This window comes from Mesorhizobium hunchu, from assembly GCF_040081975.1.
In the GTDB taxonomy this organism is placed as follows: domain Bacteria; phylum Pseudomonadota; class Alphaproteobacteria; order Rhizobiales; family Rhizobiaceae; genus Mesorhizobium; species Mesorhizobium hunchu.
This window is the reverse complement of sequence record NZ_JBEBMG010000003.1, coordinates 355,531-373,952: the sequence shown is the minus strand read 5'-3', so window position 1 is coordinate 373,952 and position 18,422 is coordinate 355,531. Positions and strand designations below refer to the sequence as shown.

Annotated in this window: 15 protein-coding genes; 8 read left to right on the top strand and 7 right to left on the bottom strand. The window is 66.4% G+C overall.

What is annotated here, in order from left to right; translation table 11 throughout:
• The coding region (locus ABMA46_RS08540) for a calcium-binding protein (RefSeq protein ID WP_348998902.1) at positions 1-1,381 on the top strand (1,381 nt) is incomplete at its 5' end.
• Positions 1,382-1,730: 349 nt separating this feature from the next.
• The gene (locus ABMA46_RS08535) at positions 1,731-4,016 is read left to right on the top strand and encodes a transglycosylase domain-containing protein (RefSeq protein ID WP_348998901.1); all 2,286 of its coding nucleotides are present in this window, start codon (positions 1,731-1,733) and stop codon (positions 4,014-4,016) included.
• A gap of 46 nt (positions 4,017-4,062) precedes the next feature.
• Here the strand turns inward: ABMA46_RS08535 and ABMA46_RS08530 are convergent, their stop codons facing one another.
• Both ABMA46_RS08530 and ABMA46_RS08525 read right to left on the bottom strand, forming a co-directional pair.
• Complete coding sequence (locus ABMA46_RS08530; protein ID WP_348998900.1) at positions 4,063-5,889, bottom strand: cation:proton antiporter domain-containing protein; 1,827 nt, start codon at positions 5,887-5,889, stop codon at positions 4,063-4,065.
• Between the two features lie 161 nt (positions 5,890-6,050).
• Positions 6,051-6,500: a baeRF12 domain-containing protein gene (locus tag ABMA46_RS08525; protein ID WP_348998899.1), complete on the bottom strand. Its 450-nt coding sequence runs from the start codon at positions 6,498-6,500 to the stop codon at positions 6,051-6,053.
• Between the two features lie 290 nt (positions 6,501-6,790).
• On the opposite strand from ABMA46_RS08525, the gene cysG reads away from it, so the two are divergent.
• From cysG to ABMA46_RS08500, 5 genes are read left to right on the top strand one after another with little or no spacing between them, the layout of a single operon-like run.
• On the top strand, positions 6,791-8,242 hold the full coding sequence (cysG, locus tag ABMA46_RS08520) for a siroheme synthase CysG (protein ID WP_348998898.1): 1,452 nt from the start codon (positions 6,791-6,793) through the stop codon (positions 8,240-8,242).
• Entirely contained in the window at positions 8,239-8,535 is a 297-nt protein-coding gene (locus ABMA46_RS08515; protein ID WP_348998897.1) for a DUF2849 domain-containing protein, read from the top strand. The genes cysG and ABMA46_RS08515 overlap by 4 nt, the downstream gene beginning before the upstream one ends.
• 43 nt (positions 8,536-8,578) lie before the next feature.
• The gene (locus ABMA46_RS08510) at positions 8,579-10,249 is read left to right on the top strand and encodes a nitrite/sulfite reductase (protein WP_348998896.1); all 1,671 of its coding nucleotides are present in this window, start codon (positions 8,579-8,581) and stop codon (positions 10,247-10,249) included.
• The gene (locus tag ABMA46_RS08505; protein WP_348998895.1) at positions 10,224-10,988 is read left to right on the top strand and encodes a phosphoadenylyl-sulfate reductase; all 765 of its coding nucleotides are present in this window, start codon (positions 10,224-10,226) and stop codon (positions 10,986-10,988) included. Before ABMA46_RS08510 ends, ABMA46_RS08505 begins: the two co-directional genes overlap by 26 nt.
• A gap of 25 nt (positions 10,989-11,013) precedes the next feature.
• Positions 11,014-11,559 carry a DUF934 domain-containing protein gene (locus tag ABMA46_RS08500; protein WP_348998894.1) on the top strand — a complete coding sequence of 182 codons (546 nt, stop codon included), beginning with the start codon at positions 11,014-11,016 and terminating at the stop codon, positions 11,557-11,559.
• 25 nt (positions 11,560-11,584) lie between these two features.
• Here ABMA46_RS08500 and ABMA46_RS08495 read toward each other — a convergent pair whose 3' ends face one another.
• The 5 genes from ABMA46_RS08495 to ABMA46_RS08475 all read right to left on the bottom strand — a co-directional run bounded on the left by ABMA46_RS08495 (position 11,585) and on the right by ABMA46_RS08475 (position 16,862).
• Positions 11,585-13,045 carry an MFS transporter gene (locus ABMA46_RS08495; RefSeq protein WP_348998893.1) on the bottom strand — a complete coding sequence of 487 codons (1,461 nt, stop codon included), beginning with the start codon at positions 13,043-13,045 and terminating at the stop codon, positions 11,585-11,587.
• Positions 13,046-13,284: 239 nt separating this feature from the next.
• Entirely contained in the window at positions 13,285-13,755 is a 471-nt protein-coding gene (locus ABMA46_RS08490; RefSeq protein ID WP_348998892.1) for a DUF992 domain-containing protein, read from the bottom strand.
• 158 nt (positions 13,756-13,913) lie between these two features.
• Positions 13,914-14,681 carry a tetratricopeptide repeat protein gene (locus tag ABMA46_RS08485; protein WP_348998924.1) on the bottom strand — a complete coding sequence of 256 codons (768 nt, stop codon included), beginning with the start codon at positions 14,679-14,681 and terminating at the stop codon, positions 13,914-13,916.
• 226 nt (positions 14,682-14,907) lie between these two features.
• Positions 14,908-15,168: a 30S ribosomal protein S21 gene (gene rpsU, locus ABMA46_RS08480; protein WP_348998891.1), complete on the bottom strand. Its 261-nt coding sequence runs from the start codon at positions 15,166-15,168 to the stop codon at positions 14,908-14,910.
• A 161-nt stretch (positions 15,169-15,329) separates the two neighbouring features.
• The gene (locus tag ABMA46_RS08475; RefSeq protein WP_348998890.1) at positions 15,330-16,862 is read right to left on the bottom strand and encodes a helicase HerA domain-containing protein; all 1,533 of its coding nucleotides are present in this window, start codon (positions 16,860-16,862) and stop codon (positions 15,330-15,332) included.
• Between the two features lie 220 nt (positions 16,863-17,082).
• Between ABMA46_RS08475 and ABMA46_RS08470 the strand changes: the two genes are divergently transcribed.
• Positions 17,083-18,336 carry a sarcosine oxidase subunit beta gene (locus tag ABMA46_RS08470; protein ID WP_348998889.1) on the top strand — a complete coding sequence of 418 codons (1,254 nt, stop codon included), beginning with the start codon at positions 17,083-17,085 and terminating at the stop codon, positions 18,334-18,336.
• The last annotated feature ends 86 nt before the right edge of the window (positions 18,337-18,422 follow it).

The window sequence follows — 18,422 nt, the reverse complement described above, 5'->3', positions numbered from 1 at the left end:
CGGCAGCGCCAACGTCAACCTCACAGGCAACGGCCTCGACAACCTGCTGATCGGCAATGCCGGCAACAACTTCATCGACGGCGGCGCCGGCAACGACACGCTGCAAGGCGGTGCCGGCAACGACACGCTGCAGGGCGGCACCGGCGCCGACCTGATGCAGGGCGGCGCCGGCAACGACACCTACATCGTCGACAACGCCGGCGACATCGTCGAAGAGAGCGTAACCGGCTCGGACGGCTTCGACCGGGTGCAGTCGTCGATCACCATCAACCTGTCGGATACTTTCCATTTCAGGGGCGACATCGAGATGGGCGTGCTGACGGGCAGCGCCAACATCAACCTCACCGGCAACACCCTCAACAATCTGCTGGTCGGCAATGCCGGCGACAACTTCATCAACGGCGGCGCCGGCAACGACACGCTGCAGGGCGGTGCCGGCATCGACACCCTGCTGGGCGGCACCGGCGCCGATCTGATGCAGGGTGGTGCCGGCAACGACACCTACATCGTCGACAATGCCGGCGACATCGTCGACGAGAGCGGATCGGACGGCTTCGACCGGGTGCAGTCCTCGATCACCATCAACCTGTCGGACGCCGTCCACGTCAAGGGCGACATCGAGATGGGCGTGTTGACCGGCAGCGCCAATGTCAACCTCACAGGCAACGGCCTCGACAATTTGCTGGTCGGCAATGGTGGCAACAACTTCATCGACGGCGGCGCCGGCAACGACACGCTGCAGGGTGGTGCCGGCAACGACACGCTGCAGGGCGGCACCGGCGCCGATCTCATGCAGGGCGGCGCCGGCAACGACACCTACATCGTCGACAATGCCGGCGACATCGTCGACGAGAGCGGCGCCGACGGCTTCGACCGGGTGCAGTCCACGTTGAATATCAGCCTTTGGGACACGGCACATGTCAAAGGGGCGGTCGAGATGGGGGTGCTGACGGGCAGCGCCAATATCAACGCCTCGGGCAACGACCTCAACAACCTGCTGGTCGGCAACAGCGGCAACAACATCCTCAATGGCGGCTGGGGCAACGACACGCTGACCGGCGGTGCGGGGCATGATACGTTCGCCTTCACCACGGCGCTGCACAATACCGCCAATGTCGACACCATCACCGACTTCGTCTCGGGCGACGACACCATCCGGCTGGACAACGCCGTCTTCACGGCGCTGACGACGACCGGCACACTGGCCCCCTCAGCCTTCTTCGAGGGGGCGGCCACGTCTCCCGGCCAGCACATCCTCTACGACAGCACCAGCGGCTGGCTCAGCTACGATGCCGACGGCAGCGGCTCAGCCGCCGCCATCCACTTCGCCACCCTCTCGACGCATCCAACCCTCTCGAATACGGATTTCGTCGTCGTGTGAGGGCGCATCACTGAGGCATGAAGCCCGCCTCGGTTATTCGAGGCGGGAGCGCCAGCATTGGCGGCCGGATTGCCAGATTGATTGGCCGGACTACGTGGCATTGCCGGTGCGGCAGGGGCAGTAGGCAGAAAGTGCCGAACGGTTGGCTTGAGTTTCTTTCGCTGCGCGAGCGTCGCTGCTCGCCGTTGATGCGGAGCCGCTTTCCGAAAGTGCGCTGACGGCAGCAATGAATTTAAGAATTCGTCAAGGAATTCAACGCGCTGGTTGAGCGCCATCTTAACGCGCCCTTAAACCGCCGCATCTACCGTTCAACGGGACGCCATCGGCACGGGGACGACAAGGGCAGCGCATGGCGAGCCGCAGTGACAGACGCATCGAACCCAGCTTCGACGAGCCGTCAAGGACGTCGGCAGGATTTTCGGTGCGCGAAGAGGACCGCGTCATGCCCGCAAGCCGCAAATCCCAGGCCAAGCGCAAATCCGCCAACGGGAAAACCACCAAGGGGAAATCAAGGCGCGGCAGCGGTCGGGCGCGTCGCAGCGGGCTTTTCAGCATTTTCGGCCGGCTCGTCTACTGGTGCTTCGTTCTCGCCATCTGGGGCGGCATCGCCGCGGCCGGCATCGTCGTCTACTACGGCGCCAAGATGCCGGCGGCCACGACCTGGGAAATCCCGGATCGGCCGCCCAACATCAAGATCGTTTCGGTCGACGGCCACCTGATCGCCAATCGCGGCATGAGTGGTGGCGAGGCACTCAGCCTCAAGGAAATGTCGCCCTATATCCCGGAGGCCGTCGTGGCCATCGAGGACCGGCGCTTCTACTCGCATTTCGGCATCGATCCGATCGGCCTGGCGCGGGCGATGGTGACGAATGTCGTGGGTGGCCATTTCAGCCAGGGCGGCTCGACGCTGACCCAGCAACTGGCGAAGAACCTGTTCCTGAAGCCAGACCGCACGATCGAACGCAAGGTGCAGGAGGTGCTGCTGGCGCTGTGGCTGGAGCACAAGCACAGCAAGGACCAGATCCTGCAGATGTATCTCAACCGGGTCTATTTCGGTTCCGGCGCCTATGGCGTGGAGGCGGCTTCCCGGCGCTATTTCGGCAAGAGCGCGCGTGACGTGACGCTGTCCGAGGCGGCCCTTCTGGCAGGCCTGCTCAAGGCGCCGTCGCGGCTGTCGCCGGCGCGGGACCCGAAGGCGGCGGAAGCGCGCGCCCAGCTCGTGCTCGCCGCCATGCACGACCAGGGCATGATTTCCGGCAAGCAACTCGCCACGGCCATGAGCGCGCCGGCGACCCGGGCGCCGTCCTACTGGACGGGGTCGGAGAACTACGTCGCCGACACCGTCATGGAGGAACTTCCTGACCTGATCGGAGATGTCCAGGGCGACATCGTCATCAATACGACGGTCGACCTGTCGCTGCAGAAGATCGCCGAGAAATCGATCCGCACGCTGATCGAGACGAGTGGCAAGAAGCTCAATGTCAGCCAGGGCGCGCTGGTCTCGATCGACGACACCGGCGCGGTGCGGGCGATGGTCGGCGGCAACGACTATGCGACCAGCCAGTTCGACCGCGCTTCCGAAGCCAAGCGCCAGCCCGGCTCCGCCTTCAAGCCTTTCGTCTACATGGCCGCGCTGGAGGCCGGACGCACGCCCGAGAGCGTGCGCAACGACGCGCCGATCCGGATCGGCAACTGGACGCCGACCAATTTCGGCGGCAAATACTACGGCAGGGTCACGCTCGCCACGGCGCTGGCCAAGTCGCTCAATTCCGTTGCCGCGCAACTGACGATGGAGGTCGGCCCAGCCGCCGTCATCGAGGCGGCGCACCGCATGGGGATCCAGTCGGACCTCCAGAAGAACGTCTCCATTGCGCTTGGCACGTCCGAGGTCACGCCGCTGGAACTGACCGCGGCCTATGTTCCGTTCGCAAACGGCGGCTACCGGCCGGACGTCCATTTCATCAGCAAGATCACCACGGCCGACGGCAAGCTGCTCTATGCCTTCGACGGCGGCAAGGCGCCGCGGGTGGTGAAGCCCGAAATCGTGGGCATGATGAACTCGATGATGGCCGGCACTGTGCAACTGGGCGGCACGGCCAAGAAGGCGGCTTTCGGCTGGCCGTCCGCCGGCAAGACCGGAACCAGCCAGAATTCCCGCGACGCCTGGTTCGTCGGCTATACGTCCAACCTCACCACCGGCGTGTGGTTCGGCAATGACGACGGCTCGCCGATGAAGCGGGTCACGGGCGGCTCGCTGCCTGCCCAGGCGTGGCACGAATTCATGCTCGCCGCCCATGAAGGCGTGCCGGTGCGGCCGCTTCCGGGTGGCTGGAAACCGCCGCCGCCCGGCGCGATCGTGCAGGACGACGGGCCGGCGCCCGTTCCCACTGCCGATGTCGGTGCGAGACCGGCGACCGTGTCCCGCCAGGCCGTTCGCACGCCTGCGCAGCCGCCGCGTCCTGCGCCGCCGCAACCCGTTGGCGGCGCGCAAACAGTCGATGCCGGCGGCTTCGGCATGCCGGCGCAGGACAACGCGCCGACGGCGTCCATCGGCCATCCCGTCCCGCCGGGAAATGTCGGCGGGCCGTCGAGGAAGCGTCACACAACCATACTGGATATACTGAGCGGCGGCTGACGGCGCGCGGCACCACACAGGCTGCGGCTGGATCTTCGTCGGCTCCTCAGGCAGCCGCACCGGGCGCCGGAGACGTGCCTGGATCGAGGTCGTCGCCTGCCAGGGTCGGCTCCGCCCGGCCTTGCAGCACCGTCTCGACGATGCCTCTGGCGATCTCGCGCTCTCCCATGATGACGGTGTCGGCGCCGAGGCCTTTCAGATGCTCCACCTCCGCGTCGGAGTGGGCGCGGGCGATAACGGCGATGCCGGGGTTCGCGCCTCGCGCCAGCAGGATGATCCGGCCGGCTTCGAAGGCGTTGGGAATGGCAAGGATCAGGCGGCTCGCTCCGGCCGGATTGGCCGCGGCGAACACGTCGGCGCGCGCGGCATTGCCGGAAATCGCCTCGATGCCCTCTCCCCTGATCCGCGCCAGCGTCTTGTCCGCGTCCTCGATGACGAGGAAAGGCAGGCCGGACTGCTTGAGCGACAATCCCACCAGGCTGCCGACGCGGCCGTAGCCGATGAGGATCGTGTGGCCGGACAGGGCTGTTGGCGGAGGAGGTCCGTCTTCTTCGTCGGGCGCCTGCGGCATCGCGGCCGCGACTTCGCCGGGGGCGGTGGCCGGGCCGGTCGGCCGGATATCCGGCTGCGGCTCCCGTTCCGCGGCACGGCTTTCGAGATGAGGCTTGAGCCAGTCGACCGCCGCGAACATCACCGGGTTGAGCACGATCGACAGGATGGCGCCGGCCAGGATCAGGTCACGTCCTTCCTCGGGAAGCAGTCCCAGCCCGACGCCGAGCTCGGCGAGGATGAAGGAGAATTCGCCGATCTGGGCAAGGCTGGCGGAGATGATCAGCGCCGTCGACATGGGATGCCGGAACGCGAGCACGATCAGGAACGCCGCGACCGACTTGCCGATCAGGATGATGAACAGCACGGCGAGCACCGGACCCGGATGGGCCAGCAGGCTGAACGGATCGAACAGCATGCCGACGGAGACGAAGAACAGCACCGAAAAGGCGTCGCGCAACGGCAGCGATTCCTCGGCGGCCTGATGACTGAGCTCGCTTTCGCTCATGATCATGCCGGCGAAGAAGGCGCCGAGCGCCAGCGATACGCCGAACAGGTTCGCGGCGCCGAAGGCGACGCCCAGCGCGATCGCGAGAACGGACAGCCTGAACAGTTCGCGCGAGCCGGTGTGGGCGACGTAATGCAAAATCCACGGGATGACGCGCCGGCCGACCACCAGCATGAGGATGACGAAGGCGGCGACCTTCACCAGCGTCGCGCCGACGATGCCCCAGACGCCGTAGTCGGCGACGAAAGAGAACAGGCCGCCGACCGGAATCTCCGCCGTCTCCCGGCCTCCGAGAACGCCTGCGAGGGCGGGCAGGAGCACCAGCGCCAGCACCATGGCGAGGTCTTCCACGATCAGCCAGCCGACGGCGATCCGGCCCTTTTCGGTCTCGATGAGGCGGCGCTCCTGCATGGCGCGCAGCAGGACGACGGTCGAGGCGACCGAAAGCGCGAGGCCGAAGACGAGGCCCGCGCCGAGCGTCCATCCGAGCAGCCAGGCCAGGCCCGCGCCGAGAACGGTGGCGAAGGCGATCTGGACGATCGCGCCGGGCACAGCGATGGCGCGGACGGAGAGAAGGTCCTTCAGCGAGAAATGCAAGCCGACGCCGAACATCAGCAGAATGACGCCGATCTCGGCAAGTTCGAGCGCCAGATGCTGGTCGGCCACAAAGCCCGGCGTGTTCGGTCCGACCAGCATGCCGGCCACCAGATAGCCGACGAGAGGCGGGACGCGGAAGCGATTGGCGATGGCTCCGAAGATGAACGCCAGCCCCAGACCGGCGACGATGGTTGCAATCAGGGGCGTGTCATGGAGCATGCTCTATCGCGGCGCCTTTCAAACGGTTGGATGGTGCGGTCGAAATGCCGCCTTGGCGAATATGGTGGCAGGATGTGCCTGCACACAACCCCGGCGGCCCGATATTGCGGAACAAAATGCCGGCGGCCAGGCCGCCGGCATTCAGTCGAGATTGGCCGCGGTCACGCCGCCATGAGCATCTTCTCGATATCCCAGACCGGCTGGTTCGTGAGCGTCTTGGGGATTTCGGCGACGAGTTTCCCGACGACCTCCTTGTGCAGCTTGCGGCGCATTTCGCCGAGCACCTGCGGCGGCGCGACGATCACCAGACGATCATAGGCACCCGCATGAGCCTGCTTGTAGAGCCGTTCGGCGATGTCGTCGGCGAAGCGTTCCTTGCTGAGGCGGTGCCAGTCGGTCTCCTGGAACGCGCTCTTGTGCGCCGAGGGGCCGTCGCTGTAGCGGCCGGGTCTCTCGACGCCCTGCTCGCGGGTGGCGCGGTTTTCCTGCTCCATCTCCTGCACGACCTGGAAGTCGGGAAATTTGGCGTCGCCCTCGTTTTTCAGGAAAAGGGCCTTTTCGCCGTCGGCGACGACCACCCACAGACCGTGCTTGAGGATCAGGTTCTCCATTGGATTTCCTTCCATATTCGCCTTCATCCGCCTGCCGCCGCCTCGCAAAAAAACGCCCTCACGAACGGTTCGTTCCTCTGCCGCGCGTCGTCCGGGCCTGTCTCGAAAAATGGCCGCGTCTTCGCCCTGGCAGGATGGCGCAGGCGGCTTGTCTGCGGCGTCCGCAATAATTTTCTTCCTCCTTTCCGGCTTCCGCAAAAGCGATTGCGTTTCGGGAAGGGCGGCGCGAGCGCATTTCTTCAAGCGGGCAGCCGGCGCGCGGTAAAAACGCGGATTGTTCGGATACCGCGATGCAAAACCAGACCTTCAAGCTGAATGCCTTTCCCGTCTTCATGAAAGTCGACGGCCGGACCGTCGTCATTGTCGGCGGCGGCGAGGAAGCGTTGGCGAAAGCACGGCTGCTGGCCCAGTCCAACGCGGCGTTGCGCATCGTTTCCGCCGAGATCACGCCCGAACTGTCGGCGTGGGCGGCCGGCGAAGCCTGCGAGATCGTGGACGCGGCCTATGCGCCGGACCATCTGGACGGTGCCGTCATGGTCTTCGCGGCGAGCGGCGACGCGGTGCTGGACGCGCGCGTGGTCGCCGATGCGCGCCGCGCCGGTATTGCGGCCAACGCCGTGGATCGTCCGGAACTCTGCGATTTCTTCACCCCCGCGCTGGTCAATCGCGCGCCGGTGGCGGTGGCCATCGGCACGGAAGGGGCCGGACCGGTGCTCGCCCAGATGATCCGCGCGCGCATCGACCAGATGCTGTCGCCTTCGCTGGGTCCTCTCGCCGTGCTCGCCGCCTCGTTCCGCGATGCCGCCGAGCATTTGCTGCCCAAGGGCAACCGCCGGCGCGGCTTCTGGCGCGATTTCTTCACCGGCGCTCCTGCCCGCGCGGCGGAAAGCGGCGATCTGGCTCTGGCGCATGAGGCGGCGAGCGAACTGCTTCTGGCATCCCGTCCGGCGGCCGGCCATATCGCGCTCGTCGGCGCCGGGCCGGGTGCCGAGGACCTTCTGACCCTGCGCGCGCAGCGCCTGCTGATGGAGGCCGACGCCATCGTTCATGACGCGCTGGTCCCGGAGGCGGTCGTCGCGACGGGGCGCCGCGACGCCGAACGCTTTCCTGTCGGCAAGCGCAAGGGCTGCCATTCGAAGAGCCAGCGCGAGATCAACGCCCTGTTGGTCGCACTCGGCCGCGAGGGCAAGCGCGTGGTGCGCCTGAAAAGCGGCGATCCGCTGGTGTTCGGGCGTGCCGGCGAGGAGATGGCCGCGCTGCGCGACGCGGGCATTTCCTACGAAGTGGTGCCCGGCGTCACCTCCGCCTTCGCGGCGGCCGCCGATTTCGAGATTCCGCTGACGCTGCGCGGCGTCACTTCGTCGATGGTCTTCACCACAGGGCACGACCTCAAGGGCCGCTCGTTGCCGGACTGGGCGAAGCTCGCCATCTCTGGCGCCACGGTCGCCGTCTATATGGGACGCTCGGTCGCCGCCGACGTGGCCGGCCGGCTGATGGAGGCGGGCCTCGCTTCCGACACGGCGGTGGCGGTGGTGGAGAACGCCAGCCTCGCCGGCCGCCGGCGCTTCCACGGCACGCTGGCCGACCTGCCCGCGCTGGAAGTGCGGGACGATCTTTCCGGGCCGGTGATGTCCATCATCGGCGATGCGGTGGCCGGCGCCGATTTCACACGCTCCGAGCCGTTGGTGGCGCAGACCGAGCGAAGGACGGCGACACTGGTCGCCGAAGGAGCCAGGGCATGAAGATCCTCACCGCCAACCGGCTGACCGACGGCGAATGCCTCTGGTGGGGCAAGGGCGCCTGGAACGAGACGATCGAGGGGGCCGACATCGCCGCCGACAAGGAAGCCGAAGCGAGGCTCGAAGCGATCGGCAGGGAAGCTTTCGCCGTCAATTTCGTCCTCGACGTGGCGGTCATCGACGTCGAACTGGTCGACGGCTCGATCCGCCCGCTGCGCCTGCGCGAGCGCATCCGCGCCGCCGGCCCCACCGTCCGCAACGATCTTGGCAAACAGGCGCGCGGCCTCGCCGCGTAGCAGGCAAGGGCGGTCCGCCCGAGACGACCCCGGAGAGACGAGCATGTACCGTTACGATGAGTTCGACCACGAGTTTGTCCGCGCCCGCGTCGCCCAGTTCAGCGACCAGGTCGAGCGCCGGCTCTCCGGCGAGATCACCGAGGAGCAGTTCCGGCCGCTCAGGCTTATGAACGGCGTCTATCTCCAGCTTCACGCTTATATGCTGCGTGTCGCCATTCCCTATGGCACGCTGTCGTCGCGCCAGCTCAGGATGCTGGCGCATATCGGCCGCAAGTACAGCAAGGGCTACGGCCATTTCACCACGCGCCAGAACATGCAGTTCCATTGGCCGGCGCTGTCGGAGATTCCGGCCGCGCTCGCCGATCTCGCCTCGGTCGAGATGCATGCGCTGCAGACCAGCGGCAACTGCATCCGCAACGTCAGCGCCGACCATTTCGCAGGCGCCGCCGCCGACGAGGTGGCCGATCCGCGCCCCTATGCCGAGATCCTCAGGCAATGGTCTTCGGTGCATCCGGAATTCACCTATCTGCCGCGCAAGTTCAAGATCGCGCTGACCGGCTCGGAACGCGACCGCGCCGCAATCCAGACCTACGATATCGGCCTGCACCTCAAGAAGGACGCGCTGGGCGAGCTCGGTTTCGCCGTCTGGGTCGGCGGCGGCCAGGGCCGTACGCCGCTCCTCGCCAAGAAGATCAGGGATTTCCTGCCGCGCCGCGATCTGCTCTCCTACATCACCGCGATCATGCGCGTGTACAATCTGCATGGCCGCCGCGACAACAAGTGGAAGGCGCGCATCAAGATCCTCGTCCACGAACTGGGCGCGCAGGATTTTGCCCGCCAGGTCGAGGCCGAGTGGGAGGCGCTCAAGGACAGCGACCTCAAGCTGCCGCAGGCCGACATCGACGCGATCAACGCCTATTTCGAGCCGCCGGCGCTGCCCGACCGGCCGGAAGGCGACGAAGCGGTGCGGCTGGCCAGGCTCGATTCCAGGAGCTTCTCCGAATGGCTCACCCAGAACGTCACGACGCATCGCCATCCCGATTACGCCGCCGTCACCATCTCGCTGAAGAATATCGGCGAGACGCCCGGCGACATTTCCGACAGCCAGATGGAGGCGGTGGCTGATATCGCCGAACGATACGCCTTCGACGAGGCGCGGGTCAGCCACGAGCAGAACCTGGTGCTGCCGCATGTCGCCCGCGCCGACCTCAAGACGGTCTATGACCGGCTGGTGGAGATCGGCCTGGCCACGGCCAATATCGACCTGATCAGCGACATCATCGCCTGCCCGGGCCTCGACTATTGCACGTTGGCCAATGCCCGTTCCATTCCCGTGGCGCAGCAGATCGCCAAGCGCTTCGCTTCGCTGGAGCGCCAGCGCGACATCGGCGAACTGAAGCTCAACATCTCGGGCTGCATCAACGCCTGCGGCCACCACCATGTCGGCCATATCGGCATCCTCGGCGTCGAGAAGAAGGGTGCGGAGCTTTACCAGGTGACGCTCGGCGGCTCGGCCGACGAGAACGCCTCGCTCGGCGACATCATCGGCCGCGGCTTCGGTCCGGACGAGATCGTCGATGCGATCGAAACCATCGTCGAGACCTATCTTTCCATCCGTACGGACAGCGCGGAACGCTTCCTCGACACCTATCGTCGGGTCGGCCAGGTGCCGTTCAAGGAGGCGCTCTATGGAGCAGAAGCCAAGGCTGCCTGACGAAGACGAGGCATCGGAATCCGGGATCGCGGCGGAAGCGGCGGGGCTGGATGCGCTCTACGGCCATTTGCCGGCGCTCGAGATCATCGCCCTTTCCGCGGAAAAACTGTTCGAGGGCGGCGTCGGCGCGGTGTCTTCCTTCGGCGCTGATTCAGCGGTCCTGCTGCACCTGATCGCCAAGGTCGACCGGCATCTGCCGATCGTCTTTCTCGACACGGGCAAGCACTTCCTGGAGACGCTCGACTATCGCGACGCGCTCGTCGCCGATTTCGGCCTGACGGATATCCGCGTGGTTTCCCCCGACGAGGCGGCGCTGGCGCGCGTCGATCCATCGGGGAAGTTGCACGAAACCGACACCGATGCCTGCTGCGACGTCCGCAAGGTCGAGCCGATGGCGCGGGGCGTCGCGCCGTTCAAGGCCTGGTTCACCGGCCGCAAGCGCTTTCAGGCCTCGACGCGCGCCCAGTTGCCGGTGTTCGAGGCGGTCGGCTCGCGCATCCGCGTCAATCCGCTGGCGCACTGGACGACGGCGGACCAGGCGGACTACATGCGCACGCACCGGCTGCGCGCCAATCCGCTGGTGGCCTACGGCTATCTCTCGATCGGCTGCTTTCCCTGCACGCAGCCCGTCCAGCCGGGCGAGGACGCGCGCAGCGGCCGCTGGGCCGGTCACGCCAAGACCGAGTGCGGCATTCACCTCTCCGGCCTAGAGAAATCGCTGACGGACGCCTCGCTTTGAGCCGCCGGAAACCGACAGGATGACGATGACCGCGATTGTACAGGAAACGAACGCCCCCGCCGTCAGGCTCTGGACGCCCGACGGCTTCCGCGAGGACGAATGGGTTCACGCCGAGAGCGCGGACGCGCTGGCAGGCGACGACCGCGTGATCCTTCCGCTTGCCGCGTTCCTGGCGCTGGATCCCGAGACCCGGCGCGCCGAAGGGCGGCGGCTCGGCGTCGCGCTGCAGCCGGGCGAGGGGATCGAAGCCATCGCCGACTTGCTGGAGGACGTCGCGCTGGTCGCACTGGCGTTCCCCGCCTTCAACGACGGCCGCTCCTTCTCCAAGGCTGAATTGCTGCGCAGCCGTCACGGCTTCGCCGGAGCAGTGCGGGCGACCGGGCAGGTGCTTGTCGACCAGTTGCCGCACATGCTGCGCGTCGGCTTCAACGAGTTCGAGATTTCCAACCCGGTGCTTTTGAAGCGGCTGGAAGAAGGGCGCCTCGACGGCCTGCCGCTCTACTACCAACCATCTGCCAGGACAGCCGCAAGCGCTGGAAAATTCTCGTGGCGGCGACTGCCGGCGGCATAGGCCCACCCCAAAACCGTCCTGCAGGTCAGCGGATCGCGACGGATCGCGTCCGGCGCGTTCCATGCACCATTTTCAGTGCGGCCACGAAGCCGACCAGTCCCAATGGAAGGAAGGCGACGAACAGCCAGCGCGCCACCCCGGCTGCGGTGTCCTGGTTGATGCCGCCGGAGAAGCCGCTGGCGTTGGCGACAATGCCGGCAAGCGCGGCGCCGACCGCATAGCCGATGCGCTGTATGGTCGGGACGGCGGCCGAGGCGATCGTCTGTTCGTCTGCCGGAGCGCTGGCGACGATCACCCGCGTCACGAATGGCCAGGCGAGGCCGAAGCCGCCGCCCTGCAGGACGGCGCAGGCCACGATCAGCGGAATCGAGCCCAGCGGCACCGTCCAGGCGAAGCCGGCAGCACCCGTGGCGATCATCGCGGCGCCGCCGGCAATGATGACGGGTTCCCATTTCGGCGCGACGCGGGCGACGAGGATCGAGAGCACCGACCACGAGATGGATTCGGCGGCGATGATGTAGCCGGTCGTCAGAACCGGAACGTGATGGAGGCTGGTGAGCAGCAGCGGGCCGTAAAGGCCGAAGGTGCAGGTCGCCAGCGAAAACGACGCCACCATCGTCATGCCGCTTCCCAGCGGCGAGCGCCAGGAAAACAGGTGTGCCGGAAAGAGCCGCGAGCGCGGCCTCGAGGCGTCGAGCAGGAAGAAGAGGACCAGTGCCGCAAGGCCGGCCGCAAGCAGGATCGTGGAGCGCGCCAGGGCGACCTCGACGCCGGCCGCTGCAATCAGCGCGATGCCGAGCGCGAGCAGGGCGAGCGCGGGGAACGGGAAGGGCGGCGCCGTCTGCGAGGAGACCGAGTGCGCCTGTGGCGTATTCAGCACCACCGAGCTTGTCAGTGCCATGCCGAATCCGGCGATCACGAACGCACCGAAAGCCCAGCGCCAGCTGAAGGCGACGCTCATCAGCGCGCCGAGCAGAGGGCCGCTGAAGGCCGCAACGCCCCACACGGCGGACATGATGCCGAACAGTTGCGGCCAGATGGCGCGCGGAAACAGTCGCTCGACGGATACGAACGCCAGCGAAACCAGCGCCCCGCCGCCAAGGCCTTCCACCAGCCGTCCGGCCAGGAACATCGACATGGAGGGCGCCGTCGCGCAGATCAATGCGCCGATCCCGTAGAGCAGCGCGGCGAGCGTCATGTTGGCGCGCAGCGAGATATAGCTGACCAACCGTCCGGCAGTCGCGCCGGCGACGATTGCGCCCAGTTCGTAGATGGCGAGCGACCAGCCGACGAGTTGCACGCCCGACAGGTCGCCGACCAGGGCCGGCATGATGGTCGCGATCATGGTTTCGTTGGTGGCATGCAGCAATATGCCGAGACTGACGAATGTAAAGCGCGCCAGGTCTCCGCTTGCCCGCAGGCTGCGCCAGTCCGCAGCGACCCCGTTCTCCTGCACCCCGTCGTCCTCCGACACGCGCTGTTCCAAGGCGGCCTCCCGCGATTCGCGTGCCGCAGGCGGTCTTGTAGAACCTCAAGCGCAGTTGAGCTCAAGGGGGATTCGGCAACTGCGATGAAATCGGGTGAAACGAGGGCGGCGCCGGCGCGAGGGCCATGAAAATCGAGAAGAAAACGCTATACGCCGACCATTCATTGGGCCGGCTTTCGCAAGCGACGCCGGCGGGGCCATGACCCCGCCGGCGCCGTCTGTCGGTCAGTGGTGCGCGGCTATTTCAGCGACTGGATCAGATCGATGGAGGAGACCGCGACGGCGAGATTCAGGCCGGTCTGGGCCTGGGCGCTGAGCGGCTGGAGATTGATCGAGTTCTTGAACCCGCCGACCAGGACGTTCAGTCCACCACCGGTCACGACGCTGGCTTCGGCGTTGACGCCGTAATAGCTGCCGGCGAGCGCGCCATCCGCGTAGTCGCGCGAGGGGGCGAAGACCGCCCAGACCAGTTCGCTCTGGTCGGTCTTGCCGAGGTCGACGCCCAGTTTCGAGACGAGACCGGTGTAGTGTTCCTTGGTGCCGTCATGCGAGGAGCGGTAGGTACAGTCGAGCGTCTTGTTGGAGGCAATGACGTAGCCCAGCCCGCCGTCGATCGAGCAGCGCAGCACGCCGAGCTTTACGTTGGCCTGAGCAGGAACGGCGAAGGCGAGGGTTGCGAGACCGGCGGCAAGCGCGAGTTTCTTCAACATCGGAAAAATCCTTTCTGCAATACAGCCCTTACAACGGAAAGGGCAGCGGAGCGTTCCGACGCAATATTGGCATGATGAAGGCGCCGGCCGCTCGATCGGGAGAGCATCGGCCGGCATTGCATCAAAAAAGCAGGTGAAGAGTGCCTTGCGAGAGGGCGTCAGCTCACGCGCGCCAGTCCGTCCTTGGCCGGCTGGTAGTTCGGATTGAGGTGGATGGCCTCTCGATAGGACTTGGCCGCGCGCTGCTTGTCGCCGCGCCGCTCGTAAATGAGGGCCTGGTTGGCCCAGGCCTCGGCGTTCTTGGAGTCGAGCTTGATGGCCATATTGAAGTCGGAGAAGGCGTTCTGCTCGTCGCCGGTGGCGAGATAGGACAGGCCGCGGCCGTTGTAGGGCTCGGACGCGCTCGGGGCCAACGAAATGGCCGTCGAAAAGTCCTCGATGGCGAACTTGTGCTGGCCCTGCTGCTGATAGATCAGGCCGCGATTGTTGTAGGCGCGCGCATCGGTGGTGTCGAGCTGGATGGCTTTCTGGAAGTCATTGAAAGCGTTCTGGGTCTGGCCGGCGTTGCTGTAGAGATTGCCACGTCCGATATAGGCGGCGTCATAGTTCGCATTGAGCTGGATGGCGCGGTTGTAGTCGGCCAGCGCCGCCGGCTGATTGCCGAGGAAACGCTGGATCAGGGCACGGTTGGAATAGGCCTGATAGAAACCGGGGTTGAGTTCGATGGCCTTGTTGAAGTCCTTGAGCGCCGCCTGGTACTGGCCACTGCGGCCGTATGCGGAGCCACGCACGTTGTAGGCTTCGGGATTGCGCGGGTCTCGGTCGATCACCGAGGAAAGCGAGGCGATATTTTCGGTCGACCCCTGCGCCTTGTCGATGTTGGCGAGATCGCCAACCGCAGACGTCTGGCAACCCGCGATCGCCATGGCGGAGGCGGCAACACCGGCAAGAACGAGGCCGCGCCAGCTTGCCCGGCGTCCATCGATCGTAAGGTTCATCTGCCTTCCTTCGCTGTCCATCGCTGCTGCCGGCCCCTCACGCCAGTCAGCCATTCATGTCCTCAACAAGCGAAAGCCTGTTTCAAACAAAAAGGTGGCGGCGATTGCGCATCGCGCCACCTCTATCCCTTGAAAAGGACGAAAAATGGGCCGGTCAGCGCGGCGCGCGGGCCGCACCAGCGCCCGTGGGGGCCGGGCGAGGCGTGCCAGGGATCAGGCCTTCGCGCTGGGCGCGCTTGCGCGCCAGCTTGCGGGCGCGGCGCACGGCCTCGGCCTTCTCGCGGGCGCGCTTCTCCGAAGGCTTCTCGTAGTGCCCGCGCATCTTCATTTCGCGGAAAATGCCTTCGCGCTGCATCTTCTTCTTGAGCGCGCGGAGCGCCTGGTCAACATTGTTGTCGCGGACGAGTACCTGCACGGGCGATCCTGTGTTTCCGGTGTGAAATCCCGGGGCAATAAGCGAACGCCAATTGCCCCCGCGGCGTCCTCCGCCACGAATTGAAGCGCGCATTAGCAGAATCAGGGCTGACTGTCTACGGGAAATCGCGCAGGCCGGTAGCCTTGGCAGGCCAAGCTAATCTATTCCGCCGCATCGCTCAGGCCGCCGGGCGCGGCCGCGTTCGGGTCGCCCGGCGCCGTCTCGCAGGCGAGATCGGGGAAGGCGAGGATGCGCTGGCCGTGGAAATCGGTGCGCAGGACGAGCAGGCCGCGCTCCTCGAAATAGTCGAGAAGGCGCTGCGCCCGGCGCTCGGAGTGGGTGCCGTAGGCGCGCGCCAGTTCCGCGTTGGAAGGGCAGGGCAGGGCACTTACGGCCGCGCGCGCGACCAGCAGGAACACGCCCTGAAGATCGTCGGGCAGGCTTTCCGACAGTGCCAGCGCTTTCGACCAGGCGTCGCTGTCGGCGGTTTGCGTATCCACGCCGGCGCGCGCCACGGCCAGGCGGCGGCGGAAGGCGGGGAGCGGCAGCGGCTCGCCAGGCACGCGCCTGATGCGGCAGCGAACGAGGAAATCCTGGTAGAGCACGGCGTCGGTGCGGAAGCCGGCCTCCGGATCTTCCAGGATTTCGGTCAGCACGGTTTCGATGCCGGTCTCGCGCTCGGCTTCGTCGATGATGGCGAAGACGGGTTCGGCGGCGGGCTCCGGCGCCGGTTTCGGGCGTGCGAGCTGGGCAAGGATGTCGGCGGTGGCGGTCGGCGGCGGTGGCGCGGGACGGCGTGGCGGGCGCAGGCTCTCCTCGTCGGGGCCGGCGGTGAAGATCAGGTCACGCGCGTCCTGCGGGGTTTCCGGCAGCGGCGTCAGCTTCGGGCTGGAGGAGCGGGCCTGGGTCTCGACCGCGCCGATGACGATCGGCAAGGGCCGGCGCGACAGGGCAGGGCCGAGCGCCACGAAATGCCCGCGCGCCAGGTCGCGGAACATTTCGGCCTGGCGCCGGTCCATGCCCAGCAGGTCGGCGGCGCGCGCCATGTCGATGTCTAGGAAGGTGCGGCCCATCAGAAAATTCGAGGCTTCCGCTGCGACGTTCTTGGCGAGCTTGGCGAGGCGCTGCGTGGCGATGACGCCGGCCAGCCCGCGCTTGCGGCCGCGGCACATCAAATTGGTCATCGCGCCGAGCGAGACTTTGCGTGCCTCGTCCGCCACCTCGCCGGCGGCCGAGGGGGCGAAAAGCTGTGCCTCGTCCACCACCACCAGCATCGGATACCAGTGGTCGCGCTCGGCGTCGAAGAGGCCGCCGAGGAAGGCGGCGGCCGCGCGCATCTGCTGCTCGACGTCGAGGCCTTCCAGATTGAGGACCACGGAGACGCGGTGCTGGCGGATGCGGCCGGCGATGCGGGTGAGTTCCGCCTCGGTGCGCTGGGCGTCCACCACCACATGCCCGAACCTGTCGGCCAGCGTGACGAAGTCGCCCTCGGGATCGATGACGCATTGCTGCACCCAGGGCGCGCTCTGCTCCAGCAGGCGGCGCAACAGGTGGGACTTGCCCGAGCCGGAATTGCCCTGCACCAAAAGGCGCGTGGCCAGAAGCTCCTCGAGGTCGAGCGCGGCGGGCTTGCCGAGGGCGGTAGCGCCTCCGGCGGCGCTACCGGCCACCCCCATGTCGATTTCAACTTTCATGCCGCATCCCTGGTCCGGCTCGTGTCTAACACCGCCTGTTGCCGGGAGCGAAGAGGCCTGGCAGCGATTCCCACAGATGGAACCGCAATGTTGCCGGGCGATGAAGCGGCCAATTGCTTCAGGCGGTGAAGCGCCATGCGCCGTCGCAAACAGCGCAAGGATGGTGGCGCGGTTTCGATAGTGATACACCACGCGCCGGAAGCTGCCACGAGGCCAGAACGTGAAGAAATATTCGGTATTCGCCATCGCCCGCGAGGCCATGCGCGGCCACAAGGGCTGGGAACAGCAATGGCGTTCGCCCGAACCCAAGGCCGCGTACGACGTCATCATCGTCGGCGCCGGCGGGCATGGGCTGGCGACCGCCTATTACCTAGCGAAGGAGCACGGCATCACCAATGTCGCCGTGCTGGAAAAGGGCTGGCTCGGCGGCGGCAATACCGGCCGCAACACCACCATCATCCGCTCCAACTACCTCTACGACGAGAGCGCCGGCATCTATAACCACGCGCTCAATCTCTGGGACGGGCTTTCCCAGGATCTCAACTACAACGTGATGTATTCGCCGCGCGGCGTCATGATGCTGGCGCACAACGTCCACGACATCCAGGTCTTCAAGCGCCACATCCACGCCAACCGGCTGAACGGCGTCGACAATGAATGGCTGACACCGGAGCAGGCGAAAGAATTCTGCCCGCCGCTCAACATCTCGAAGGACGCGCGCTATCCCGTGATGGGCGCCGCGTTGCAAAGGCGAGGCGGCACCGCTCGTCATGACGCCGTCGCCTGGGGTTATGCGCGCGGCGCGTCGGCGCGCGGCGTCGACATCATCCAGAATTGCGAGGTCACCGGCATCAGGCGCGCGGCCAACGGCGCCGTGGCCGGCGTCGAGACCTCGAAAGGCTTCATCGGCGCGAAGAAGATCGGCGTGGTCGCCGCCGGCCACTCCTCCGTCATGATGGCGATGGCCGATGTGCGCATGCCGCTGGAGAGCTACCCGTTGCAGGCGCTGGTGTCGGAGCCGGTCAAGCCGGTGTTCCCCTGCGTGGTCATGTCGAACACGGTGCACGCCTATATCTCCCAGTCCGACAAGGGTGAACTGGTGATCGGCGCCGGTACCGACCAGTATGTCTCCTATTCGCAGACCGGCGGCCTGCACATCCTCGAGCATACGCTCGACGCCATCTGCGAGATGTTCCCGATGTTCACGCGCATGAAGATGCTGCGCTCCTGGGGCGGCATCGTCGACGTCACGCCGGACCGCTCGCCGATCCTGGCCAAGACGCCGGTGAAGGGGCTTTATGTCAATTGTGGCTGGGGCACCGGGGGCTTCAAGGCGACGCCCGGTTCGGGCAACGTGTTCGCCCATACGATCGCCAAGGACGAGCCGCACCCGATCAACGCGCCGTTTACGCTGGAGCGGTTCCGGACGGGCCGGCTGATCGACGAGGCGGCCGCCGCCGCCGTGGCGCATTGAGGTTGGCCGAACCATGACAATCTGTTTGTTTCGGACCCCCACCCCTAACCCCTCCCCTCAAGGGGGAGGGGAAGCTGCCGCGCGCC